At 54.7% G+C, this 24,197-nt stretch carries 24 protein-coding genes; 15 read left to right on the top strand and 9 right to left on the bottom strand.

The genetic code is table 11. The features are described from left to right. Positions 1–17: 17 nt before the first annotated feature. From JNJ77_20210 to JNJ77_20195, 4 genes are all read right to left on the bottom strand, one after another. The gene (locus tag JNJ77_20210) at positions 18–1,586 is read right to left on the bottom strand and encodes a hypothetical protein (protein ID MBL8824922.1); all 1,569 of its coding nucleotides are present in this window, start codon (positions 1,584–1,586) and stop codon (positions 18–20) included. Further along, entirely contained in the window at positions 1,583–2,314 is a 732-nt protein-coding gene (locus tag JNJ77_20205) for a glycosyltransferase family 2 protein (protein ID MBL8824921.1), read from the bottom strand. The genes JNJ77_20210 and JNJ77_20205 overlap by 4 nt, the downstream gene beginning before the upstream one ends. 66 nt (positions 2,315–2,380) lie before the next feature. Further along, positions 2,381–3,373, bottom strand: coding sequence for a DNA integrity scanning protein DisA nucleotide-binding domain protein (locus JNJ77_20200; GenBank protein MBL8824920.1), 993 nt, complete (start codon positions 3,371–3,373; stop codon positions 2,381–2,383). Positions 3,374–3,582: 209 nt separating this feature from the next. Then, positions 3,583–3,843: a hypothetical protein gene (locus JNJ77_20195; GenBank protein ID MBL8824919.1), complete on the bottom strand. Its 261-nt coding sequence runs from the start codon at positions 3,841–3,843 to the stop codon at positions 3,583–3,585. 371 nt (positions 3,844–4,214) lie between these two features. Between JNJ77_20195 and JNJ77_20190 the strand changes: the two genes are divergently transcribed. Together JNJ77_20190 and JNJ77_20185 are read left to right on the top strand one after the other, a co-directional pair. Continuing rightward, positions 4,215–6,263 carry a serine protein kinase gene (locus JNJ77_20190; GenBank protein ID MBL8824918.1) on the top strand — a complete coding sequence of 683 codons (2,049 nt, stop codon included), beginning with the start codon at positions 4,215–4,217 and terminating at the stop codon, positions 6,261–6,263. 12 nt (positions 6,264–6,275) lie between these two features. Continuing rightward, positions 6,276–7,379 (top strand): DUF444 family protein, encoded by a 1,104-nt coding sequence (locus JNJ77_20185; protein ID MBL8824917.1) that lies wholly within the window; start codon positions 6,276–6,278, stop codon positions 7,377–7,379. Between the two features lie 39 nt (positions 7,380–7,418). On the opposite strand, the gene JNJ77_20180 is transcribed toward JNJ77_20185, so the two are convergent. The 4 genes from JNJ77_20180 to JNJ77_20165 all read right to left on the bottom strand — a co-directional run bounded on the left by JNJ77_20180 (position 7,419) and on the right by JNJ77_20165 (position 9,707). Then, on the bottom strand, positions 7,419–7,715 hold the full coding sequence (locus tag JNJ77_20180) for a hypothetical protein (protein ID MBL8824916.1): 297 nt from the start codon (positions 7,713–7,715) through the stop codon (positions 7,419–7,421). Between the two features lie 107 nt (positions 7,716–7,822). After that, complete coding sequence (locus JNJ77_20175) at positions 7,823–7,975, bottom strand: hypothetical protein (GenBank protein ID MBL8824915.1); 153 nt, start codon at positions 7,973–7,975, stop codon at positions 7,823–7,825. 75 nt (positions 7,976–8,050) lie between these two features. Continuing rightward, a complete protein-coding gene (locus tag JNJ77_20170) occupies positions 8,051–8,476 on the bottom strand; it encodes a hypothetical protein (protein ID MBL8824914.1) in 426 nt (141 codons plus the stop codon). A gap of 106 nt (positions 8,477–8,582) precedes the next feature. Then, entirely contained in the window at positions 8,583–9,707 is a 1,125-nt protein-coding gene (locus JNJ77_20165) for a Gfo/Idh/MocA family oxidoreductase (protein MBL8824913.1), read from the bottom strand. 401 nt (positions 9,708–10,108) lie between these two features. Here JNJ77_20165 and JNJ77_20160 point away from each other — a divergent pair, with 401 nt between their 5' ends. Together JNJ77_20160 and JNJ77_20155 are read left to right on the top strand one after the other, a co-directional pair. Continuing rightward, on the top strand, positions 10,109–10,759 hold the full coding sequence (locus tag JNJ77_20160; protein MBL8824912.1) for a hypothetical protein: 651 nt from the start codon (positions 10,109–10,111) through the stop codon (positions 10,757–10,759). Continuing rightward, on the top strand, positions 10,707–12,095 hold the full coding sequence (locus tag JNJ77_20155) for a hypothetical protein (GenBank protein ID MBL8824911.1): 1,389 nt from the start codon (positions 10,707–10,709) through the stop codon (positions 12,093–12,095). Before JNJ77_20160 ends, JNJ77_20155 begins: the two co-directional genes overlap by 53 nt. A gap of 204 nt (positions 12,096–12,299) precedes the next feature. Here JNJ77_20155 and JNJ77_20150 read toward each other — a convergent pair whose 3' ends face one another. Continuing rightward, positions 12,300–13,622, bottom strand: coding sequence for a hypothetical protein (locus tag JNJ77_20150; protein MBL8824910.1), 1,323 nt, complete (start codon positions 13,620–13,622; stop codon positions 12,300–12,302). An 83-nt stretch (positions 13,623–13,705) separates the two neighbouring features. On the opposite strand from JNJ77_20150, the gene JNJ77_20145 reads away from it, so the two are divergent. From JNJ77_20145 to JNJ77_20095, 11 genes are all read left to right on the top strand, one after another. Beyond that, complete coding sequence (locus tag JNJ77_20145) at positions 13,706–14,938, top strand: hypothetical protein (GenBank protein MBL8824909.1); 1,233 nt, start codon at positions 13,706–13,708, stop codon at positions 14,936–14,938. A gap of 51 nt (positions 14,939–14,989) precedes the next feature. Next, positions 14,990–15,766 (top strand): head decoration protein, encoded by a 777-nt coding sequence (locus JNJ77_20140; protein MBL8824908.1) that lies wholly within the window; start codon positions 14,990–14,992, stop codon positions 15,764–15,766. A gap of 63 nt (positions 15,767–15,829) precedes the next feature. Continuing rightward, positions 15,830–17,014, top strand: a complete 1,185-nt coding sequence (locus JNJ77_20135; protein MBL8824907.1) for a major capsid protein — start codon at positions 15,830–15,832, stop codon at positions 17,012–17,014. Between the two features lie 76 nt (positions 17,015–17,090). Then, entirely contained in the window at positions 17,091–17,615 is a 525-nt protein-coding gene (locus tag JNJ77_20130) for a hypothetical protein (GenBank protein MBL8824906.1), read from the top strand. A 1-nt stretch (position 17,616) separates the two neighbouring features. Next, positions 17,617–18,348, top strand: a complete 732-nt coding sequence (locus tag JNJ77_20125) for a hypothetical protein (GenBank protein ID MBL8824905.1) — start codon at positions 17,617–17,619, stop codon at positions 18,346–18,348. Between the two features lie 9 nt (positions 18,349–18,357). After that, the gene (locus JNJ77_20120; protein MBL8824904.1) at positions 18,358–18,783 is read left to right on the top strand and encodes a hypothetical protein; all 426 of its coding nucleotides are present in this window, start codon (positions 18,358–18,360) and stop codon (positions 18,781–18,783) included. A 15-nt stretch (positions 18,784–18,798) separates the two neighbouring features. Next, a complete protein-coding gene (locus tag JNJ77_20115) occupies positions 18,799–19,278 on the top strand; it encodes a hypothetical protein (protein ID MBL8824903.1) in 480 nt (159 codons plus the stop codon). Between the two features lie 2 nt (positions 19,279–19,280). Next, a complete protein-coding gene (locus tag JNJ77_20110) occupies positions 19,281–20,642 on the top strand; it encodes a hypothetical protein (GenBank protein MBL8824902.1) in 1,362 nt (453 codons plus the stop codon). Continuing rightward, on the top strand, positions 20,642–22,948 hold the full coding sequence (locus JNJ77_20105) for a DUF2341 domain-containing protein (protein ID MBL8824901.1): 2,307 nt from the start codon (positions 20,642–20,644) through the stop codon (positions 22,946–22,948). The genes JNJ77_20110 and JNJ77_20105 overlap by 1 nt, the downstream gene beginning before the upstream one ends. Then, on the top strand, positions 22,948–23,436 hold the full coding sequence (locus JNJ77_20100) for a hypothetical protein (GenBank protein ID MBL8824900.1): 489 nt from the start codon (positions 22,948–22,950) through the stop codon (positions 23,434–23,436). Before JNJ77_20105 ends, JNJ77_20100 begins: the two co-directional genes overlap by 1 nt. Further along, complete coding sequence (locus JNJ77_20095) at positions 23,436–24,191, top strand: hypothetical protein (protein MBL8824899.1); 756 nt, start codon at positions 23,436–23,438, stop codon at positions 24,189–24,191. The genes JNJ77_20100 and JNJ77_20095 overlap by 1 nt, the downstream gene beginning before the upstream one ends. The last annotated feature ends 6 nt before the right edge of the window (positions 24,192–24,197 follow it).

The raw sequence follows: 24,197 nt of genomic DNA, 5'->3' as shown, positions 1-24,197 counted from the left end.
AACCATGGCTAAATGATTCAAGCAAATCTATCGCGTAATTTTAGCAGTAGTTCCTGGGGGTAGAAGACCCACGGATGTTCGCGGCTGAAAAGGTGGTCGTCGTGTTTGAGTTGATGCTGCAGCTGGTCTAACTGCTGATATTTCTTCTGCTCCAAAGGTTCGACACTATGATGCAGTGTTTCGCGGATGTTTTGCAACTGGTCATGCCGGGCTTTGAGTTTCTCTGGCGTGGTGGGTTGCAGTAGCAGGCGCATCTTTTGTTGAATCAGTGCTTGCTCTTCTGGTGTGTAGGGCGTTTTCAGCCAGCGGTCGGGGTTCCAGTGGAGCGTGCGCAGGTCGTGTTTCACTTCTCGAATCTGTGGTTCACGCAGTGGTACGTAGCCCCAGGGCAATCGAAGTGTTGCAGTCATCACGGCAAAACTAGGCAGCTTCACTTTCCAGAAACGCTGGAAGATACGGTCCGTTAGTTCATCGTAAACCGCTCCGCCTATGCCATGCACGAAGAGGTCTGCAACGAAAAGGCGAAACATCATCGAAGTGATGAGGGCTTTGGGGCGGAATTTCCATCCTAAGTGCTCAGGAATAAGTGCAGAGTCCTGAGTGCTGAGTCCTGAGGATAAATTCGTGATGAGGGTTTCGTGGGCGCCTTGGAGTGCGATCAGTTCTAGCGCGTTATTCTGTTTTCGGATACACAATCGGCATCGTTGATGGGTGCCTTCTTGCCAGGCCCAGAAGGGGAGTTCGACGAGGTCCGTTGAGTGTTTCAAATCAGCTACGGGGTGGTTGGCGCTGCGGATGCGATGTTCTTTGCGATAGCGTTCCAGTTCCTGGTTGTAGACACTGGCGAAATGGTCAGCATCGGCAATGAAGACGGAGAGCAGCCAGCGGAAAAAGGGAGTCGTGCACCACTGGCTCATCAGGATTTCATGGTTAGCGATTTCATGCTGCCTTTCCCACTGGTGTCTGGCCAACAGCCAGCGGTTGGGGATATTGCTGGTGCGCTTGGTCTGCTGCAGTACGCCTTTCCAGAACTCCGGGAACACCGGTTTCCAGGGCCATTTCCTGGATGCTTCCGCAATGTGTTCGCTAACCTGGGCGAATGCGGTTTCATCATGACATTGCCAATCTTCATAAGGCAGCGGTGGATGAGGCGGACCATATGCCAGTTGTTGATCGTGTTTCTCAGTCTGGCTGATCGGGACTTTCAGATTGGTAGTTTTAGAGACATCGCTATCGACATTGAGGTTGAGTCCGCTGCCTGCCAGTTGATGGGTAAGCAGATGGATGCCAACATTCTTGGCCCACACGCCGGGGTGATAGAGTTCAGGCTGATGGCCTGTCATGAGCAAGGGTCGACGTAGCGGTGTTTGAGCGACACCTGCCCATTCGGCCCACTGGGTTGTGGTCTGTTGCAAACTTTCCCAGGCGAGTTGTCTCGCTTCGTGGTACGGTCGACCACCGATCGAAACATTAATGTCAGAAATGGCCTGTTGATTCTGCGCTACCAGATTCGGCAACTGATGATATTCGGGCACGCAGAGAACGGCTCCATCCTCACTGGGCGCTCGCCAGCGGGGATTACTCATACATCCAGCCCTTCCAGAACATCGGGAAGTTCCTGGTGCAGGCGGTTCAGTTCTGTTTCAATCACGCTCTGGTAGTAGGCCAATCGTTTTTCGGCATCATCCAGTCCGCCGCCAAAACTGCGGGTAGCATCTAGGTAGACCAACGGCACCGCCACTTCGGTGATGCGCAGCCCCAGGTTGGCTGCTTGCACCCATACTTGAAGGGGCATACCATAGCCATTTTCGGTGATGTGGAATTTACGAAGCTGTTTCACACGGTAGGCCTTGAAGCCACAGAAACTATCGGTCAGGTTCAGGCCGAGCCGCTGATTAAGGTAAGCAGTCAGTTGGAAGTTGATGCGTCGGCGATCTGCTGGTGGCAACGTGTTCTCGCGGAAGGTACGCAGATACCGGCTGCCTGAAACGAGATCGACTTCGGTGGTGAGGGCTTCGAGAAGCACGGGGATGCGTTCGGCTTCATGCTGGCCATCGGAATCCATGGTCACCAGCACATCGTAATCATGAGCCTGGGCGAACCCGAACGCTGATCGCAGGGCTGCACCATAACCCAGGTTGGTGCGATGATCGATCAGGTGGAGGCCTTTTTCCTGAAGCAGCACATCGCGTGAGCCATCGGACGAGCCATCGTTGATGACCAGAATATCGTTGGCGTATTTGCGAACTTCCGCCAGCACGGTGCTGATCATCTTGACTTCGTTGTACACGGGGATGGCAATCAGGGTTTTCATCATGCAACCTGCTGGCGTTTGTTCATTTGGTGACAGATATTATACGCAGGTGATCAAGTAGCAGATTTAATCGGCAGTCCAACCGGCCCGCCAGGTGGTGTCCATCGTGGTCGCAGTGTTGTTTTCAGCCTGCGTTTCGCTAGTCAGGTTTCGCCAAAGGATGGGGCGGGAGTGGGGGGCAATGTGCAGCACCACTTCACCATTCTGAAAGACACGTACTACGCCGGTCGATTCGCTGACGACCACCGCGATGGCATGCGTACGTTTGGAGATGGCTGCGGCTGACCAGTGCCTGCTGCCCAGACCTTTGCTGAGAGTGATACCTTCAGCCTGGCCTGTGATGAATCGGGCAGCTGCCTCGACGGTGCCATCCTTATTGACGATGATGGCGCCATCAAGCTTGGCGATTTCCTTCATGCTTTCCCGCACCCGCTTATCACGCAGGTTCCGTTCCTTGCGACTGTAGCCTTTGACAGGATCAAAGCCGATAACGCGGGAAAGAGACATGACCTTGCGGGTATCGCCCACAACCAAGAGGGTGCCAACGGGTTTGCCTTCACGGCCTTCGCGACCAATATCCGTTGCGAGGTCAACAACAGCCTTAAGGGTTTCGAGTGGCACCTGGGTATCGAGCTTGCGCAGTTCGCGGGCGGAGAGACGTTCCAGATGATCACCCAGATAGATCACGCTGATACTGTCGACCGGGTCGCGGGCATCTTCCGATTCGATGCCATTGTAGACAGCAATGACATTGGAACCCTGACTAAGCTGTTCCATGGTCAAGGCTTCGAGCAAAGCCAGGCTCAAGCGTTCACGCATGGGAACGGGGCGGAAATCGATCGGCAAAAGCTTCAGACCAACATGATCCTGCAGGATACGTTCAATTTGCCGGTTCATGGGAGCGATCAGGAGTTTAGCGCCATCCAGCTCTTCGATGACTTCATCCCAATCCAGATTATGCTCGGTTAGCAGCAAAACGGCTTCAGCCCGCGTGCTCTGGTAAAGCATACGGGCAGCGGCGAGCAGGTTTCTGGTCTGTTCGGGAAGAGGCATTCGCACGTCGCAATCAGTTTTTTACTGACACCAACAGATATCTACAGGGCATGGTAGATGATGAACTGAGTTTGGGCCAATCGTTCCTTCAGTTTTTCGGAAATTCTGTGAACTGGCAGCATGGAAAGGCAGACTATACCCATTTTCAATGAAAGAACCGGCAGAGCATCTCTCGCTGCCGGTCTGATTGAATAGCCAGTATGGAACTGAGAAGATCAGGAACCGCTCGGTTTCAAAGTGGTACTGGTATTCTGGTTGGTCTTCGGTTTCTCATCCTGAATCTGCTGCCACGTATCGTTGAGCTTCTTGCTGCCTTTGTTCCAGTCTTCTTTGATCTTGTCTCGATCGATATCGAACTGGATGCTGGTCTTGCCATTACTGTTTTTGACGCTGTTGATGTCGTACCAATCGAGAATCCATCCTGCGACGAGGAAGATGACGGTACCAAGAAAGAGCAAAAAGATCAGGTTTCGCACGATAAGACTCCATTCTGCTGTGCTTCAAGGTAGCAGACGATACCGGAGGATGAGCTTGCGCGCCAAGATCAATGCAGGGGAAATGATGTGCCTGCAGCAAAACATCTCTTGACAGAATAAGCGGTTAGCGGTGATGCTACCTCCACTCACTAAAAAGACATCATCGAAGAAAATTCTTCCACTATGCGAAGTGGTGGAAGGGTACAATAAACCAACAGGGGCAGGTTGTATACCGCCCTTGGTTCCCAGGCACGAAACATTCATTCTCAAGCATATCCCTTTCGTTGACCTGAACTTCTTTGACATGTGAACCAGACTGGCAGCAGGGTGATCTTCACCAGGGGCCATGCCAGAATTGCAGGGAGGAAACCATGACGACCAGCGCACGCGATCTCTTGAACCAGTTACGTCAATCGCAAGATCTGACCGAGTACCGGAAGATCCATTGGGAAGGTTCGTTTGAAGATTATCTGGATATTGTCAGGCAACAGCCTGAGGTGACCCGTTCCGCCTATCAGCGGCTGTTCGACATGATCATGTCGCATGGCACCGAGGAATACTACGAGAACAAGGATAAGCTGTTCCGCTACAAGTTCTTTACGGAGTTCGCCAGCAAGCATGGCGATGCCATCTATGGCCTCGATCGCACCCTGTCGCAACTGGTGAATGTGTTCAAATCGGCAGCGCTGGGCTATGGCACCGAAAGACGTGTCATATTGCTGCATGGGCCGGTAGGTTCCGCCAAGAGCACTATTGCCCGATTGCTCAAACGGGGCCTGGAGGAATATTCCCGCTCGGATGGTGGCATGCTGTTCAGCTTCAGTTGGAAAAATTCCGACGGCACCTGGGCGAAAGACCCCATGCACGGTGAGCCGCTGTGCCTGATTCCACCCGAACACCGGGCTGCTATGCTCGAAACGCTCAATGCCAATCGCAAGGACAATCATGGCTACGCCATACAGATTCGAGGCGATCTATCGCCTTATAGCCGTTATGAATTCAAGGAACGGCTGCGCAAATATGATGGCGACTGGGTGAAAATGCTGCAGGAAGAAGTGAAAGTCTATCGCCTAGTGCTTTCTGAGCAGGATCGTATTGGCATCGGCACATTCCAGCCCAAAGATGAAAAGAACCAGGATGCAACAGAACTCACCGGCGATATCAATTACCGCAAGATTGCGGAATATGGATCCGACAGTGATCCACGTGCATTCAACTTCGATGGTGAACTGAACATTGCCAACCGTGGCCTGGTGGAATTCATCGAAGTGCTCAAGCTCGATGTCGCGTTCCTCTACGATCTGCTCGGCGCTTCGCAGGAACACAAGATCAAGCCGAAGAAGTTTGCCCAAACGGATATCGATGAAGTGATTCTGGGACACACGAACGAACCAGAATACCGGCGGCTGCAGAACAATGAGTTCATGGAGGCCTTGCGGGATCGTACAGTTAAAATTGATGTGCCTTACGTCACTCGTCTGAAGGATGAAGTGAAGATTTACGAGAAGGACTTCAACAAGGACAAAGTACGAGGCAAGCACATTGCTCCGCATACCATTGAAGTGGCAGCGATGTGGGCGGTGCTGACTCGCATGCAGACTCCCAAGCATGCCAACCTGACGCTGATGCAGAAGATGAAGCTCTACAACGGCAAAACATTGCCGGGCTTCACTGAAGACAATGTCATTGAACTTAAGCGAGAAGCAACCCACGAAGGCATGCTCGGCATCAGCCCGCGTTATATTCAGGACAAGATCAGCAATGCATTGGTCGCTTATTCTGAAAGCACCTGTGTTAATCCGTTCATGGTTATGCATGAACTGGAAACGGGACTCAGGCATCATGCCCTCATCACTAATGAGGAGCAGCGGCAACATTACCGTGAACTCCTTTCCGAAGTGAAGCTGGAGTATGAAGACGTTGTCAAGAACGAAGTGCAGCGGGCGATTGCAGCAGATGAAGAAGCACTTACCCGTCTGTGCGGCAACTACATTGACAATGTGAAAGCTTATACCCAGAGGGAAAAGGTGCGTAACAAGTACACCGGCGCCTACGAGGAACCCGATGAACGACTGATGCGGTCAATTGAAGAAAAGATTGAGATTCCCGAAGGCCGCAAGGATGATTTCCGCAGGGAAATCATGAACTACATTGGCGCTCTTGCCATTGATGGCAAGAAGTTCGATTACAAGACCAATGAACGTTTGCAGAAGGCACTGGAGCTCAAGCTGTTTGAAGATCAGAAGGATACGATCAAGCTGACCAGCCTGGTGAGCAATGTCGTGGATAAGGCAACGCAGGAGAAGATTGATGTGGTGAAAGGTCGGCTTATCCGCGACTTCGGCTACAATGATGAATCAGCAACGGATGTGCTGACGTATGTGGCCAGTATCTTTGCACGAGGCCAGACGAAGAAGTAACCAGGAGCGTGAATGAGCCAGAAAATCGATCGTGATGTACAGCGGTTTCGCAAAATCGTTCGGGGTAAGGTTAAGTCGAACCTCGGCAAGTACATCACGCGCGGTGAGATGATTGGGAAGAAAGGCAAAGACCTCGTCAGCATTCCCTTGCCCCAGATTGAAATTCCTCAATTCCGGTTTGGCTCCAAAGGCTCCGGTGGTGTTGGCCAGGGACAGGGTCAGCCTGGCCAGCCTCTTACATCACCCGATCAGGACGCTGATGGCAACCAGGCAGGTGACAGCCCGGGTGGACATATCCTCGAAGTGGAAATGTCGCTTGAAGAACTGGCTGACATTCTCGGTGAAGAACTCGCTTTGCCTCGCATTGAGCCTAAGGGCAAGAAGAACATTGTCACCAGTAGTGACAAGTATTCTGGTGTGAGGCCGGTTGGCCCGGAATCGCTTCGACACTTCAAACGCACCTACAAGAAAGCGTTACGCCGGGAAATCAGTTCTGGTTCCTATAACCCGGGTGATCCCCGCATCATACCCATCAAGGAAGACAAGCAGTATCGTTCTGCGAAACCGGTTCATTTGCCTCAAAGTGTTGCTTGTCTGGTTTACATGATGGATGTTTCAGGCAGCATGACCGATCAGCAGAAAGAGATCGTCCGCATCCAGGCATTCTGGATCGATACCTGGATTCGTGCTCACTACAAGGGCATCGAACAGGTTTACATCATTCACGATGCAGCAGCCAAGGAAGTGGATGAGCATACGTTTTACCACACTCGCGAAAGTGGCGGGACCAAGATCAGCACCGCTTACGACCTGGCAGACAAGATCATCACCAAGCGGTTTCCTGCCAGTGAATGGAATGTCTACGCATTCCATTTCTCTGATGGCGACAACTGGGGTGACGATAACGAAAAATGCCTGGCAATCCTGCGAGAACGATTGCTGCCTAAACTGAATCTTTTTGGTTATGCCCAGGTGGAAAGTCCGTATGGCTCAGGCGAGTTCATGGAGCACATCGAAGGAATATCGGGGGCACATCAGAATGTGGTGACGACCAAGGTGCCTGATAAAGAAGCGATACTAGGTAGTATCAAGACGCTGCTGGGAACGGGGCGGTAGTAGAAAATTAGATAGAAGTTCCATTCAACTCACTATGTTTCAAATTTTGATTACATTTCGTCGTCCTGAAATGATCGCACCGGCAAACCAGACAAGAAATTGAATAATAGGCATAAAAAAGAACAGTGCAATGAAGGCTCCTCCCCAAGCCCTCAGATGCTCCGATAACAGCCAGCTTCCCACACCGATGCCAGACACCAGAAAAGAAACTATCAGTGCAATCCATGATGATTGAGCATCAGAGCGAACAGCCCAAGAAGTAGCAGCAACAATTACATAGGGCAGAAAGCACAAAAACAACATGAAGACTGGCATATCAACTATTTGCCAGCCCATGATGACTATGGGAGCAGCCAGGCCTAACAGGCAAAAGGCCCATGACATCCAGGTTTTCCATCTCATCAGTCCAATCTCGACTACAAGTGAGGAATCTCCACTCTGTCTCAGTCTAAGTGGGGGATTATTTCGAAAAAATGGCTCCAGCCCAATCGTCTCGACAGTGTCGAGATAATCATAGAGTCTGGAAAGCGTTCAGCAAATTGCAACATGCGGGATAGGTTTGGAACGGAATAGCCATCTCCATAGGATTGAACCAATTCTTTCGACGGTGTCGAAAGAATACACCTGACGCTTGGCGGGGATGAGGAGTCCGGCAGCAGGCTTCTTTTTGCTCATACATTCCCCGTATTTCCCTTCTGCACCAACTCCTCCACCCGTAGGACCAATATGCCGATGGTTGGTTCCGTTATCATCCGCCCCGGCAGCTTGAAGTGGATGCCAAACTCCCTGGATAGTTCAGCTTCCAGGTTGAAAAAGGAAAGGGAATCAAGGCCCAACTGCAAGTCGCTGTCGAGACAATCTTCCAGCCGCAGTTGGTCTGGCTGTACCGGAATGCCCGTTGCATCTTCTGCTACCATTGCAACTACCTGCATTACACGGTCAACAAGAGCCAATTCCTGCTTACACTCTTCCCTACTTGAAACCAACTCTGCAAATTGTTCTTTTTTGCGAACAGTTTGCTTATGATCAAACCAGTTCATTAACAAAAAAACGGCAAGAAGTATTAGGCCAAATGCATAGGTCAAACAGTCTGACATTTCACAGTCTCGACAATCATTGAGGTTGACGAAGCATTAGCATGTCAACCTATTCCATTCGATCAACTCATTAAAATGCAACCGCTTACTTCGTGCGCGGCTCTTGTTATAATTGCGGAATTTCGACCCTGGCGCCGCCTTTCATCGCGGAATCATGAGCGCAGATGCCTACCATGGTCCAGTTGGCACTTGTCGGAGCGTCGGGGAAGGCAGATTGTTTGCCTAGCACAGCCATCAGGAAGTTGTGTGCCAAATGCGGATGACTGCCGCCGTGACCTGCGCCTTGCAGGAAGCTGAGATGAGTAGCATCGTGAATGGCACCGGTGAACTTGCGAATACCTTCGGGCAATCTGCCTGCGAAATCTGGCACTTTCACCCGGCGGGGGATTTGCGGTTCAGGCAAGCCACGCATGTGCAGTACTGGTTCTTCCCCTTCCACTTGTTGCCATTCGAAGCTGACGTTGCTGCCAGTGACATCGAAACTTTCGCGGTATTGGCGAGCGGTGTCGAACAGGCTGCGGGTGACTTCTGCGGCCACGTCGCTGCTTTTGATCTTGAATGTTGCTGTCTCGATGGCGAACGGGCTGTTGTACTTCTTGATCAGTTCGTCGCGGATGCGGCCTGAGCCGTGACAGACTACACTCTCAGCCATGGCTACCTGGTTCTTTGCAGGGTCGCTGAGGATGGCCAGACAGGGACTGACGCAATGGGTGGCATACCACATGGGAGGCAGGCCAGGCCAGTATTCAGGCCAGCCGTCCATATCCTGTTGATGACTGCCTCGAAGGAACTGGATGCGCCCCAGCACACCACGGTCGTACAAGTCTTTGGCAAAGAGGTATTCCCTGCTATAGACGACTGTTTCCATCATCATGTAGACCTTGCCCGACTTCCGTTGGGCTTCCACTACCTGTTTGCACTCTTCGATGGAGACACCCATTGGTACGGTGCAGGCCACATGTTTGCCGGCGTTTAGAGCCGCGATGGATTGGCGGGCATGATCTGGAATAGGGCTGTTGATGTGAACAGCATCAATATTGGGGTCTTTGAGCAATTCATCGTAGCTGCTATAGCGTTTGGCGACACCGAACTGGTTGCCACACGCTTCAAGTGCCGCCTTGTCGCGCCGGCAGATGGCATACATTTCAGCATCAGGATGATCCTGATAAATGGGAATGAATTCCGCGCCGAAACCCAAGCCGACAATTGCTACACGGACTTTACCAGCCATGAAACGCTCCTGGATAAATAGAACATTTCAAAATGTACTGGTGTGCGAAATGAGTTGCAAGGAGAAAGTACGCTTCAAACTAAATGGGCGTTACTGGATTCGAACCAGTGACTTCTACCGTGTGAGAATGAAATGTAACACCGTGCCAGAACGAAAACCACATAAATCAAGCGCGATTTTAAGTCAAGGCGAGATGCAAAATGAGCAAATGGTGCACCTGAGGGAGTAGAAAGGGGTAGTCGACTACTCCCAATTTCGGTGGATGGCTGTTCAGTAGTGATCATATTTCCCCTCTGCCCCTGGGTTGGAGTACGATTCCCTGGGCACATTAGCACCAGATTTACGCCGTAATCTGAATAAATTGCTAAACTGTTGAGCGTTCCCCAAGGTAACTTCCCACGATGATCGTTTCGCCGCGTAAACAACTCCAGCTCAGTGAGCGGCAGGCCCACGTAGCCATGCTGTACCACCAGCAGTTATCCACCCGGGCGATTTCGCAAAGATTAAAGGAACTCGAGAAGGCGGACCCGAAGGGGAAAAGAGGCTGGGGAGTCAGCTACAAAACAGTACAGGCTGACATCAAGACCGTGATCGAATACTACCGCCAGGAAGCGGTGGATTTCTATGAGGACCGACTGGTCCGTGAGCTGATGATTGCCGACAGCGCCTACAAGGAAGCCTGCCTGGCCTATGAGGAGTCACGCAAGCAGTTGACTGAGCGAACGGTATCAGCAGGACGTGGCAAGAATAAACAGAAATCTGACGAGGTGGTGACCTCCGCACCGGACCCGCGTTTCAGTGTAGAGAAGCGAAAATGGCAAGATCAGAGGCTGAAACTGCTGGGGGTAGTGCGGGAAATGAGTAAGCCTTCCCAGGTGCCAGCAGTGCTTCCAGAGCCTACTGAAGAAAAGCCTGATGATACACCCCGGCCCGACCCAGCCGATCTCGCCCCCTACTTCGCCAGCCTCGAACTGTACAGAAAATCAATCGCTGGCCAGAGTGCTGCAGACGTTTCACCAGAGAGTCCTGCAGAACCCGTACATCCCGTTTAAGCCCAGCCCTCGCCAAGCCCTGTTTCTACTGCACAATGACGTGCGCGAAGTGGGATATGGTGGAGCGGCATTCGGTGGCAAAACCCAGGCGATGCTGGCAGCCGCAGTGATGTACCACGACATCCCCAATTACGCGGCATTGATCTTCCGGAAGACGCTGGAAGACATGAAAAAGCCGAATGCTATTCTCGATCGAGCTTTGAAGTGGTGGCAAGGCAAGCCCGGGGTGAAATGGAACGCCCAGCAGCACCAGTTCGAGTTCTATTCTGGTGCCAAGATCAAGTTTGCCCAGGGCAGCAATATGGCGGACGCCCTGGCCCACAACTCAGCCGAGTACCACTTCATTGGCACGGATGAAGGCCACCTGACACCCAGCCAGCCCGCGATCTACCTCATCAGCCGCTTACGCCGCCTGAAAGCTGACCAGCACATCCCCAGCCGCATTCGCATTGCGTTCAATCCACCAGTGGACCAGCTCGGTGCCTGGGTGAAGTATCGATACTGCAGTGCCGAGGCCCTGGAGTGCCAGCGTAAAGACCGCAACCGCTATTTCTCGCAGGTGTGGTGGAACCAGGGCCGGGCGTTCATCCCCGCGCGCATGCAGGACAACCCCCACGGTGACATCGCAGATTACAAGCTCTCCCTGGCTGAGCTGGACCCGGTCACCCGTATGCAGCTCGAAGAAGGGGATATGACGGTACACGGCCAGGGCCGCTACAACCGCGACTGGTTCCCACGGTACAACGACATTGGGGACGCGCTGATCGCCGGCGAAGGATACTTCGGAGCTGACAACCTGGTTTACAAGGCTGGGTTGACGATCACGATCTGGGTGGACCCCGCGAACCGTGCCAAGAAACAGTCGAAAAACACCTGTTTCCTGGTCACAGCCCAGGACTCCAAAAGCCGCCTGTTTATCCTGGACGTGGTGCTGGAAAAGCTGCCCGTCGAAGGGATTATCCCCCGGCTTTACCAGTTGTCCCAGCGATGGAATCCGATGTACGCCGGTTTCGAGTCGAACGGCTTCCAGATGGCCCTGGTGAACGAAGCCCGCGACCGCACGAAGTATCCCAACATGTGCGTGATCAAGGAAGTCGAGCCGAAGGGGAAATCCAAGCTGACACGTGCCACCCCATCGATCACCAAAGCAAGCCAGGCAGAGATCTTTGTCCCGCGAGATCCCGGCCCACCCTGGCTGGAGGGCTGGTTCTCGGAATTGGAAATGTTCACCGGCGACGATACACTGGATGTCTACACAGACCAGGTGGACACCCTGGCTTACAATGTTCTGGATTTAAGCGAGCAATTCGGCTCAATCATGGCCACCACGGGGTAAATCATGCTGGAATTCAAGCTGGAAGCGCGAGGCAAATACCACCAGTGGTGGGTGATCTACACCAGCGGGAAGCAGAAGGGCATCGAGCGGTTCGCCAGTCCGGAAGAGGTGGAGTTGTGGAAAGAACTCCAGACACCCAGAAAGCTCTATGTGGGAATTGACCCAGCAAACGGGAAGGACTTCACCGTGGCCTGGCCACCAGAGTTAAGCGGCCAGGGCATCGTCGATCGTCTCCCCGCCACCCCCAGCACTGACGAGCTGAAACCCGAACCACCGGCGGAAAAACTCCTGGAAGGTGCCAGCGGCGTCATTAGCAACGGTGAAGGTGATCCGGTCACCCCGGAGCCAGGGGCTGCTACCAGACACCAGCCCAAAGTTGAACCCGCCGTGCCAGCGGACGGGAGCGAAACAGATGCTGTCCAGGAACAGGTTGGTTCCGTTGCTCAGGGGCCCGGTGACAGTAATCGACAGCTTCCAGTCGGACGGAAGCACCGACGGCAGGTTGATAAAGCAGTTGTATAGCGTCCAACTGGTGGGCATCGATCCTGCAGCTATATCTATCTTTTCCGAACTGGCAGCCGTGTAGCCGGTGCCAGTAAATTTCACCACCAGGTTGCCCGCCGCCGGCACACCACTGGCTTTCACCGCCAGAGAGAGCATGTAACGTTGCCGGGCCTTCAGACGCGACGGGCTGACAGCCTGGTTCAAATCGAGTAATAGCGACGCATTGCCGGCGAACTTCAGGGCATAGGTGCCACGGAAAATAGTGGTGGACTCTTTCGTCACCCCAGCCGCTCCCGTGGTCAAGGTCCAACCTGTCGGCGTATTGGTGCTCCAGGTTTCAAAATCTTTATTATTCACCAGGCTGCCCTGGTTGTTGAACGTTGAGAACGTGCCACTTCCGCTGCCTTCATCCTGCCAGCCGAGTTTGGGGAAAGATGGCCCGCCCTGGATCGTCCATGATTCCGAACCTTCCTGCCGACCATCCATTTCGCTGTCAGCCGTGCAGACCATGGTGATGGTTTCCGAGGGCACGCACAGTTCGCTGTCGGCGCCGTTGTAATGCTGGCAAGCCGGCATTCCATTGCCCGGTGAGCTGTAGCCATCGAGCACCTTGGAAGTAAACACTTTGCCGTTGCCATTGTTGGCGCCGGCATAGGTGGCACTGCCAAGAGTGACAGTGGATCTATCCACGGATTCAGAATCCAAGCCCATCTGGCGATACAGGGCACGCAGCAGGCCCGTCGTGTCGTTACTGATCAAGCTCAGCTCGTCGAGCACCGTTTCCTTGTCCTGCAGCCGCAGCGTGGCGATCTGGGCCAGCCCTTGTCTCAGGCTGATGAAGTGTTTCTGCATGGCATCGTAGAGCGGCTTCAAGCGGCTGGTGCACACCAGAAACCCCGCCAAGTCTGCCTCGAGAGTGTCACGATCACCAGGGAGTGTGGTTCCGGCCATGGTCTGATAGCTGTTAATTTCAGCGATGATGGCCCCGATGTCGGTGAACAGATTGGTGTAATTCAGTGCCATTTCCCCGCCTCGTTTTGGAGTGATACCAGCGGCTCAATTATCGTGATTGCCACGGATGAAACCAAAGCCAGCGAGTGTCGCCCATGCGAGTCCGCAAAGAATTACTGCGAATCGGCAAGCACCACACCAAAAACGGCGTGCTGAATGCCACGCCGGAATTCATCGACCAGCGCATTGCACAGTTTCGCCAGCTCAAGGAAAAAGGCGTCAAGGTGCCCGTGGCCTGGGGCCATAACTCGCAGGCACTGCCTCTCGATCCCCATGCCCGCCAGGATGAGCAGCGTTTTCACCAGAGTAAATACAAGGCCGGAGATCTCCTTGATCTCGTACGTGTCGAGGACAAGGTGTACATGGAAGCCGAGATTCCGGCTGTTAAGCGTGTGGAAAACGGCAACCTGATTCACGACGTGGAAGTGGATGGCCAGAAAAAAGAAGCCGCGATCAGTGAAGTGTCCGCAGGGTTTTTTGACTGGACTGACGGCCAGGGCGAACTGCACAAGGATGCTCTGATCCACGTCGCCTTATGCCCCCTGCCCGTCGCCATGGGGCAGGAAGGTTTTCAGCCTGCAGCTCAGCCCGTGCTGCTCAGTACATCCACCTGGTTTGGTGCTATCGACGCGAATGGTTCTACTGAACCCCGCAAGCCAAAACACTTGGGCACTGATATGGACGACGAAAAAAAACAAACCGAACCGGAAGCCACCGACACACCGGAGGCCACGGAGAAGGAAAAAGAAAAGCCGTCCACCAGTAAGCCCGTGTCGGAGCTATTCAAGGAAATTGGCGAGAAGCTGAAAATTGGGTTGCCCGATAAGGTGCCCGGCTCAGCAGAAGAAGCCCTGGAACTCCTGCATGCAGCTGCGTGCGTGATTGCCGGGCCCGCCCAGGAGGATGAGCTTGTGGACGCACCCAACCCCGCCAACGGCACCGCATCCGGCATGATGCTCAGCACGGCCATCAAGGAAAAAGGCTGGGCCGGCCAGGCTGCCCGCAACCTGGACGCCAGCACCCGCGAAGGCCTCAAGGCCCGCATCGAAGCCCTGAAGAAACGGGGCCTGAGTGATGACGATTACAAGGACTTTTTGGGCCAGGTGCCCAAGCTGGAACTTTCCGTCAACCCCGACGATGGCAAGGTGATTGACACTCACCTGCACCGGTTGCTCACGTTCGCGGAACGCAACCTGCCCAAGCCACACGAACTGGCCACGGATACCGAACTGACGGACGTGCCCAATCCGACAACCGCCGCCGCCGAGGCCAAGAAAGCCCGCGACGAAGCTGTGGAAAAACAAAGAAAGGAATGGGGCATCGACTAAGCCCCATCCTGCAGGATTCAGCCACCCCAGACCATTGAAGGATGATTAGCCATGCACGATTTCGCACAGGGACTTCCGACAGGCGGAACTGACATCTTCCAGACCGCCGAAAAAGAGCTTGGCTGGGGCGGAACCGGCAACTGGCCATGGATCTTTGGCCGCGTCACCCTGAGTTCTGCCTGCGTGGACGCGGGCAACACGCCTACCACCACCCTCCGCAAGGGTCTGGTGCTCGGCAAGATTACCGCCAGCAACCTCCACATAGCATGTCTGCCCAGCGCTACAGATGGCAGCCAGTTCCCTGTTGCAGTGCTGGCCCAGGACGTGAACATGCTGAATCCCGGCAGTGGTTCAGCAGAAAGCAAATTTGTCCCGGTCATCTTCTCCGGCCCGCTCCGTGCAGCTCAGTTGGTCAGCCTGACGGCTTACCTGCGTCGGCACATGTTCCCCCGCTTCATGCTGGATGACGACCTGGTCAGCTACACCGTGCCGTTCACCAAGGTGGTCGCCAAGACCGCTGACTACACCGTGACGGCGGCAGACAATAACACGCTGTTCACCACGGAAGGTGCAGGTGGTGCTGTCAACTTCACCCTCCCCACCCTGGCCGTGGGATTGCGGTTCAAATTCTTCAACGCGGTGAACCAGAACATGGTCATCACTGGCGCTGCCGACACCATTATCGGCTTCAACGATATTGCAGCCACCACGCTCACCTTCTCCACAGCCGGCAATAAGGTCGGAGCCTGTGTCGAGGTGATCGCCAACAACGCTGGCACAGCGTGGATTGCCATCGCTCATGGTCCAAACACTGTAACCCCAGCCTAATCCACTGGGTTGAGCTGGTTTCATTTAACCTGGAACGACTGATTTTCCCCGAAGGATCGACCCATGCCAACGACTGTAACTATCGACGACATCCTGCGGCCCAGTGTGGTGCTGGGGAAGATCAGCCGCAACCGCGTCCAGTACCTCACCTGCACCGAGGAACTGGGGCTGACCCCCAAATACGTCGTGAACAACGACGAAGATGGCACGCGGGATTCCAACCTGTCCACACCTAACAGCGTGGAGCTGCCGGCGCGAGCTGGCCTCTATGACATCTTCGACCGTCCCCAGGACGGCGTGAATGTGGTGGGACCAGGTGCACCCGCTGAACTGGTGGCACCGCAAGTTGTCGGCCAGGTGGCTTACCGCGTTGCCCGCTTCCATCCCGCCATGCTGTTCAAGTACGACGAAATGAACCAGCGGCGTTCCATCGGCCAGGCCGCCAATGTTCTCGACAAAGGCGGAGCCACTTACGTGAGCAACCAGGCAAACACCCTGGGCTTACGAACGCTCAATAGCCTGGAAATCATGACTCTGGGCATGATGCGTGACAGCCTGTACCTGGAACCCACCGGGGCTCCGGATGCCTACAAGCTGAGCTTCACCGCTGGCACGAACCCCATCCGCATCAATTTCCAGATGCCAGCCGGTAACAAGCTCAAGCTGGACATGCTCGGTAGCGGCGACATCGTAGCCACCAGTTGGGACAATCTGGCGGCCCCAATCCTGGCTGATCTACATGCCATCAGTGCGGCCTTCGTCAAACTGTGTGGGCGACCACTTCGCAAGGTGATGGTCAACAGCAAAGGCTGGATGAACATCATCAACAACACCGAAGTGCGAACCGCTGCTGGTACCGCCACCAGCCCGTACAACTCGTACGAGGTCAACGAAGAAAAGATGGCCGATGGCATCCGCCGAGCTACCGCCAAGGCCACCTTGAAAACTCTGCCTGGCGTTGAGTTCATCATCAACGACGAATGGATCACCGTGGCTGGTACCGCCGTTCAGAAGATTCCGGACGCCAACGCATTCTTCTGCACCGATACCAACGACGTGTTCAAACTGGGCTACTACAGCGAGCAGATCGCTGAGCAGCCTGGCCAGCCCCCGATGTTCAAGGATGCCTTCAGCACCTGGTGGGAACACAAGAGCGACCCATCCGGCGTGAAGCTCTACTACCTCATGAACTGTATCCCGATGAACCTGGTGCCCAACGCATCAGCCTGGGGCACAGTCGTCTACTAAAAGCTGCCCAGCTCATGGGCAATGACGAGAGAGCCGGAACCAGTGATGGCTCCGGCTCTTGTTGTGAAAGGAACTCATGGCCGCTGCTGTCCCCACCATCCTGTACTGTGCACGCTCCGACATGGAAGCCAAGCTCTCCGCGTACAGTGTGCAGGGTGCACTGGATGAAAATGCAGACGGCATCGAGGACACCAACTCCGCACCACGAATCAACCAGGCCCGCTACCACGGCACCAACCGCGTCAACCTGTATTTGCTCAGCAAGTACACCGCCGAGGAGCTGGCTTTATCCCCCATCGCCTGCGAATGGGCAGTGGTGAAGGCCTGCTGCTGGCTTATGGGGAGACGAGGCAACCCGGTCCCCGCTGGCCTGGCGGCTGAATGTGCCGAGGCGGAAGCCCTCATGAAGGAAATCCGCGACGGCGAAGCCGAGCTGCCCGACGCCGCCCCCAGGGTGTCCAGCCTGCCAAGCCACACCAATATTCGCATTGATCGCAATTACCGATACGGCAAACAGCGTGTCATCCGCCCCGAAAGCGATGACACGACGCCCGATCACCCCCAACGCATCGACCGAGGAGCGGAATTCTACCCGTACTAGCATGAACACGCTGCACACCCGCAAAACCCCGGATCAAATCAGACAGGCACTCAGCCTGCTGGTTCTGGCACTGCGCGGTACCAGCGACCCGACGGGCATGCTTCAAGGGTTCAAGCTCAGACTGGGTACCGGGCTGCTGTCCGTGTTCTACCAGGCCTATCTGACGAAAGCCAAAGGTGGGACCGACGAAGCTGGCATCCAATGGGCACCGCTCAAAAAAGAAACCATCGCTTACAGCCGCCCCCACCCGGGGCTCAACGAAAAGCGGAAGCAGGCCGCCGCCGAGGGGAGGCCGGGACGGCCTCTCTTGTCCAAGGACCAGGACGCCCTCTGGCGGCGAGTCTATGCTCGACAGTTCCACCAATTCCAGAACGCCGGCGAAGCGGACCCTTCTGGCCACGCCGCCGCCTATGCCTGGCAGGTAGTCAAAGCCGCTGGAGGCCAGACCATTCTCGACACCTACGGCAACACCCAGGTCGAGATCGGTCGCAGCTCCGGACGGATGCTGAACGGCATGGCTGCAGCGCTCACCACCGGTTCCGCCCCGGATTGCGAAGTCCGCCAGGAGCCCGGGGCAGTTCTGGTAGCGATCAAGGTCAGTTACGCCCCGCACTTCCACGCCAAGCGGCCTTTGTGGGATGGCTCCAGGCCTTTTCCCCAGGCCTGGCGGGAAGTACTCGACGACATCACCAGCAGTTTCTTCAGCCAGGCTCTGCCCAGGCTGCTTGCTTAGGAGTGGCACATGGCAGCAGGAGCATGGACGTTCACTAATACTGGCCGCACCAGCCTTCTAAATGGTGATTTTGACATTGATTCCGACACGTTCAAGATGGCGTTGTTTTTGTCTACGTCCAATCTTGGTGCAGGCTCTACCACTTACGCTGGTCTGACCAACGAGCACGCCAATGCCAACGGCTACACCACAGGCGGCGCTGCAGTATCACCGACACTAGCAGGCACCACCACGGTTACGGTAGATCTGTCATCTGATCCAGTATGGAATGCATCAGGCGGTGACATCGTGGCACGGTTCGCTGTGATCTACGAAGTGAGCGGCAAGGTGTTATGCTATTGCCTGCTGGACAACACGCCCGCCGACGTGACGGCACCCAATGGCAACCCGCTCACCGTGGCCATTCACGCTTCCGGCGTCTTTACACTGGCTTAATTCAACGAGGGGATTATGCGAACTGCGAACAAGGAACAGATGATGAAACTGGCCCAGGCTGAGGCTGGCCCGTTCTCCAAGATCATCAAGGTGTGCAAAGAGAACGCCACCAAAGCCGCGGAAATGCTCAAAGAGCAAGGCTATGAGGTCGAATGCGAAGGCGGCAAGCACACGGTGCAGGCCCGCGTACTCTTGAAAAAGGTGATCCCTGTTGAGGATCGCGGCCCCTATGGCAATCCGCCCGACTGGGACGGTGTTATCACCGATCTGAAAGCCTACGGCCTCAGCGTCAGCTTCGAAGATGCACTCTTGCACGCTTTCCTCGGTGCTGTGCGCGAAGAGTTTGCCCGCGTGACTGTCGCCGCTGAACTCGACAAACGGGGCTTCAAGGTTGACGACAAACTGCGGGCCGCTCTCGAATCCCGCTTCATCCAGGGCGGCTGCAACCCCGCAACGCTGCAGGCCGACCTGGACAACTTCCCCAAAAAGGACTGACCATGAAACGTCTGAGTGTATTACTGCTGGTTCTAGTGCTCGCTGCCCCCGTGTTCTCACAGGGGGTTCTGGAGTCGATGCAGGCCGACATCGCCGCCAACAAGCAGAAGGCCGATAACCTTGCTGCTGAACTGATGGCACAGAAAGCAAAAGTTGCCACGCTTGAAACGGACATGGCGGCGCAGAAGGCAGTCAGCCAGGCATTGCAGGCTGAACTAAATGCTGAGAAGTTGAAAGTCGCGGCACTGGAAGCTAGCATCATATTGCACAAGAATCGCCTCGATGCGATTGAAGCGTCGATTGCACAACTGGCGGCAAGGGTGGCAGCGTTGGAAACACCTGCTCCTCCCCCGCCTCCACCTCCCCCTCCACCCCCGCCACCTCCTCCCCCTCCACCTGCTACCGAACTCACGCTTGAACTCAAAGGCGGCTGGCGAATTGACGGCGATTATGCCCGTGGTGCAATTGCAATCGACCATGCGGCACGCAAACTCTACATGGTAGGGCATGGGCAGCGACACGAGGTCAATGAGTATCAGTTGCCTACTCAGGGCGTTGGTAGCGACCCGCTTCAATGGCCAAGGGTGTTGACAAGCCAAATCCTGCCTGGCTGGTGGAAGAACTCTGCAGGTGTATTCGTTGGCTATGGCTACGGGTTGGCGTTCTTTGATGGCAAGTTGTGGTGCAGCCCAAGGCATGGCTACGCAACCAAGCCGGAAGAGCAGCCAGCAGTAACCACTTGGTATGCCAGCGATGGTGAGACGAAAGTATTTCCTGTTCAGCGTCAGAAGTTTGCCGGATTCGTCAAAGGACTGGCCTCTTTGGAACTCGGCGGCGGCGGGTATGAAAGTGGCCAAGGCTGGGGCTACGGGCCGAATCTTGCGAAGCAGGATGGGACAGTTTTAATCCACAACACGCAAGACAACGTCTGGGAAAAGAAAACTCCCCGCGAACCAAACTACTGGCCGTTCGATGGGAAAGATTCGTGGGTATGCCTCACTCCCCGCGATGCCAACGGCGTGAAAGCTCCGTTTCCCATTACTGACACGACCGGCTTGTTTGGCCGATGGGCATGTGACCGCATCTGGGGCGGCGGGTTCCGTCACTCATCCGGAGTGTATTTCTGGGTGCAGACCGGCGTGGGCGACCTGAACTATGCAAGGCAGAACTCGACTTTCGCAGCAAGCACTATCACTTACCTGCATCGCTACGACCCTGTGACCCATGAACACAAGGGTTGGAAGCAATGGCAGGGCGGCACGGTTCGCGGGCAAGAGTTGTCTCCTGATGGCAAACTGCTCTACCTGCTGGAATCGACAATAGACCACACGGATGCGTTTCTTAAAGTCTTTGAGGTTAAGTAGTGGGTTGGTTCAACTCAAGCTGGCTGTATCGTAAGAAAATCACGCTCGATAACGCAGCGGTGACGGGTAGCTCGCATTCCAACATGCCGATTCCCATTCTTATCTCAGGCGACACCAGCCTGAGAGATAAGACGGTATGGGATGGCAGAGACTTGCGATTTACCAGCAGTGACGGCACGACTGAGTTAGATTATGACCGCGTAGAATTTAACCCGCATTTACATGAAAACGGCATATGGACTTGGTTTGGTGGCCATGTTGCCGAGTACAGTTCCACTTACGATAAGACATGGACAACTTTTGTTAATGCGGCTGGTGATGTAGGGGTGGTCGAATACGACCATGCAACCGGCACAGCAACACCTTACTACATTGATTACGCTGTTAATAGTGATGACCATAGCCAGCCGTGCATTAAGATTCTGGCCAGCGGCAAACTGTTGGTGAGCTACTGTCTGCACAACGGTACAACGCTTTATTCACGAACATCGTCCAGTGCGGGCAGTGCAGCATCATGGGCGAGTCGAGTCAATGCGGCGTCGGGGGCAACCGGCTACAATTATCCGGCTATCTTCCAGTTGTCGGGTGATGGCGACAGGATTTACCTGTACTACATGGAAGCGAAGAGTGGCGATGCCTCCACGAATCGTTCACTTTTCAGGCTTGTATCTACTGATGATGGGGCTACATGGGGAAGCCGAACTGAGATTGTTGACAACTCAACTGAGAGGCCGTATTTCCATGCCGTTCAGAATGGTACGACGCGAATTGACTTTCTAATCTCCACAGGTCAGCCGAACGAAGTAGCCAATAGCCTTTATCACTTTTACCATTCGTCCACTGGCGGCACAGTTACATACTACAACTCTGCTGGCTCAACACTGACTCCCGCTTTCGCTCCATCTGCGGCAACGCAGGTCTGGGATGGTTCAAGCACAAGGGCATGGGGTAACGACATTGCAATTGATGGCAGTGGCTATCCTGTTGCAGCCTTTACGACCTATACCACGACTAGCACGACGAGAGATACGCATACTTATCGGCAATCGCGGTGGAATGGTTCTTCGTGGCAATCAGTAACGTCAATTAGCGTTGCCGACGGTGGAACTTCAGTTCCGCATTACCTGTACTCCGGAGAAGCTGAATACAGTGGTGGTATCGCTATCAATCCGTCCAACGTTAATGAATGTGCGGTAAGCCGCAAGAACAGTAGCGGCGGCTGGGATATTCGTCTGTATACGACTGCTGACAGTGGGGCGAGTTGGTCTGCCAGTACAGAAATAACAACGGGCTCACCCTCCGGCGTGGTCAACGCTCGACCTCGATACGTTCGTAGCGGCGATACGGATTACAAGTTAGCTTGGTGGTGCGGGACGTACACCAGTTTCACGGACTACAACACCTGCCTGCGAACATACCCTAGCACACCTGGGCAGGGGAAGCTAGTTGCGTGGGTGAAAGTCCCCACGATTACCAACAGTACCGATACTGAAATATACATGTACTACGGGAACAGCGCAGCGAGTGATGGTGAAGATGCTGTCAACTGTTTCTCTGATTACACGCTGGTGATTCATGGCCGGTCATTGCGAACCAATTCGCTGAGACTTGACCATGTAGCGGGTACTGGTGGCAGCTTCACGCCGACGCTGACCGAGCCAAGCGTAGGCACGCTTAATCCATCACAGATTGATGGTAAGATTCACAAAGCTATAGTGCCAAGTGCGGCTGCGGTAACGATGGCCAGCGGTGTGAATATCTCCAGTTTCTCGGCTATCACCGTTTCATGCTGGGCTTACCCTACAACGCTGACTGCGGCTACCAACTACGGTATGAGCGGCAATTGGGATGGAACCACTACCACCGCCAAATACCTGATGCGATTTAATGGCACAGCGTTTCAAGGGTTCGTGGTTCGTCAGACTGATACGCAGATAGGCGGCTCGTTCAACCTCACAGGTAGCACAAACACCTGGAACTATTGGGCTTTCAGTTTTGATGGCAGTAACGCATTGACGGGCTTCAAAAATGGCACGGCTGGAAGCACTACCTACGCCATGTCAGCCGGTCTTGACGCAGGTGCTGCGACATCAACGCTTTCGTTTGGTGCCGAACGAACCAACTATTTCGTCGGTAGGCTGGAAGAATTTCGCATCTGTACCTTGCGGCGTGACTCTAACTGGTTGACCACTGAGTACACGATTCAAAACGCTCCGGCGACTTACATCACTTACGGGGCTGAGGAATTGCCTGGCAAGGCTCCTCCACCATTCCAACGCCGAACATATTTCTGGAGACCTCGATAATGGGAAGAATTTACACTGTGCCATTTGTGGCGGGAACCGTGACGAACGCAGGCGGCAATGCCGACTTGTGGGAAATCACACCGGCAGACGATAAGCCCGTTCGCATTCGGGGCATTCGGCTAGGCCAGACTTCTGAAGTGGGGGACGCTGCTGAGGAATCGGTTGAGGTTCAGATTATCCATCACGCCGCAACAGTTACCAGTTCTAACGGCTCGTCAGTCACTCCTGTACCTGTTGATGCAGGCGTTAATGTGGCGGCGGGTTTCGCGGCAGAGATAAATGGTGCGACGGTATCATCGTCCAGTACCACATCAACTGTCATTGAATCAATGGCATGGAACCTGAGGCAAAGCCCGTTTGAAGTCTGGTATCCAGATAAGGATTTTGCACCAACAGCACGGCAAGCGGCAGCGTTGGTAGTCCGATTGATTTCGACAGTGGCAGACGATGTAACCTTCTGCGGAACACTCTGGGTTGAGGAAGAATAATGCCGCACATAGTCGCTAGACGCCGCTACACTTTCCGGCGAAGGCGGCTATGGATTCCGAGCAAGCCGAGTGGTGGTTCGCCTGTCACCCCCACAACCGCATCCCTCACGCTCAGTTTCCTCGCTCCGACGATCCAGACCCCGCGAACCGTCACGCCCACGACGGCAACGCTCACGCTCACCCCCAACGCTCCCACCGTTCAAACTCCGAGAACAGTCACCCCGACAACCGCCACGCTGACCCTGACGCCATACGCCCCGACTGTGCAGTCGTCGCTGACGGTGACCCCCTCCACCGCCAGCCTGGTGATAACTCCCTATGCCCCAACGATACAGACGCCCCGCACCGTCACGCCGAGCACCCTGGCGCTGGTGATTACGGGTATGCCGCCCACCGTGCAGACACCGCGCACAGTAACACCTGGCACCGCCAACTTCACCATCACAACTTATCCCCCCACGGTTCAGACACCCAGAACAGTGACACCTGGCACCGCCAACCTGGTCACAACGGGCTATGCACCAGCGATCAGTAACCCCAAGACCATCACACCAGCTACCGCCAACCTGGTGATAACCACCTACGCCCCTAATGTATCCTTTCAGATTCAAGTCAACCTTCCCATCATCATCCGTGGCCTGTCCCTGACGCCAGTGGTCACCGTTCAAGGCCTGTCTCTCACGCCACGCATCACCATCGGCGGTTTAGAGTTACGGCCCGAAATAGTTATAAATGGGTTGTCCCTGGGAGAGTGAGAACCC

It is taken from the genome of Planctomycetia bacterium (genome assembly GCA_016795155.1).
Classification (GTDB): Bacteria; Planctomycetota; Planctomycetia; order Gemmatales; family HRBIN36; genus JAEUIE01.
This window is presented reverse-complemented; position numbering and strand designations above follow the sequence as displayed.

Coding starts and splice junctions, on each gene's coding strand:
- JNJ77_20180 (MBL8824916.1), bottom strand. CDS start 7,715: ATGGGCTGGCAAATAGTTGATATGCCAGTCTTCATGTTGTTTTTGTGC.
- JNJ77_20170 (MBL8824914.1), bottom strand. CDS start 8,476: ATGTCAGACTGTTTGACCTATGCATTTGGCCTAATACTTCTTGCCGTT.
- JNJ77_20115 (MBL8824903.1), top strand. CDS start 18,799: ATGCGAACTGCGAACAAGGAACAGATGATGAAACTGGCCCAGGCTGAG.
- JNJ77_20095 (MBL8824899.1), top strand. CDS start 23,436: ATGCCGCACATAGTCGCTAGACGCCGCTACACTTTCCGGCGAAGGCGG.
- JNJ77_20135 (MBL8824907.1), top strand. CDS start 15,830: ATGCCAACGACTGTAACTATCGACGACATCCTGCGGCCCAGTGTGGTG.
- JNJ77_20145 (MBL8824909.1), top strand. CDS start 13,706: ATGCGAGTCCGCAAAGAATTACTGCGAATCGGCAAGCACCACACCAAA.
- JNJ77_20130 (MBL8824906.1), top strand. CDS start 17,091: ATGGCCGCTGCTGTCCCCACCATCCTGTACTGTGCACGCTCCGACATG.
- JNJ77_20160 (MBL8824912.1), top strand. CDS start 10,109: ATGATCGTTTCGCCGCGTAAACAACTCCAGCTCAGTGAGCGGCAGGCC.
- JNJ77_20210 (MBL8824922.1), bottom strand. CDS start 1,586: ATGAGTAATCCCCGCTGGCGAGCGCCCAGTGAGGATGGAGCCGTTCTC.
- JNJ77_20185 (MBL8824917.1), top strand. CDS start 6,276: ATGAGCCAGAAAATCGATCGTGATGTACAGCGGTTTCGCAAAATCGTT.
- JNJ77_20100 (MBL8824900.1), top strand. CDS start 22,948: ATGGGAAGAATTTACACTGTGCCATTTGTGGCGGGAACCGTGACGAAC.
- JNJ77_20120 (MBL8824904.1), top strand. CDS start 18,358: ATGGCAGCAGGAGCATGGACGTTCACTAATACTGGCCGCACCAGCCTT.
- JNJ77_20150 (MBL8824910.1), bottom strand. CDS start 13,622: ATGGCACTGAATTACACCAATCTGTTCACCGACATCGGGGCCATCATC.
- JNJ77_20190 (MBL8824918.1), top strand. CDS start 4,215: ATGACGACCAGCGCACGCGATCTCTTGAACCAGTTACGTCAATCGCAA.
- JNJ77_20110 (MBL8824902.1), top strand. CDS start 19,281: ATGAAACGTCTGAGTGTATTACTGCTGGTTCTAGTGCTCGCTGCCCCC.
- JNJ77_20140 (MBL8824908.1), top strand. CDS start 14,990: ATGCACGATTTCGCACAGGGACTTCCGACAGGCGGAACTGACATCTTC.
- JNJ77_20125 (MBL8824905.1), top strand. CDS start 17,617: ATGAACACGCTGCACACCCGCAAAACCCCGGATCAAATCAGACAGGCA.
- JNJ77_20165 (MBL8824913.1), bottom strand. CDS start 9,707: ATGGCTGGTAAAGTCCGTGTAGCAATTGTCGGCTTGGGTTTCGGCGCG.
- JNJ77_20205 (MBL8824921.1), bottom strand. CDS start 2,314: ATGAAAACCCTGATTGCCATCCCCGTGTACAACGAAGTCAAGATGATC.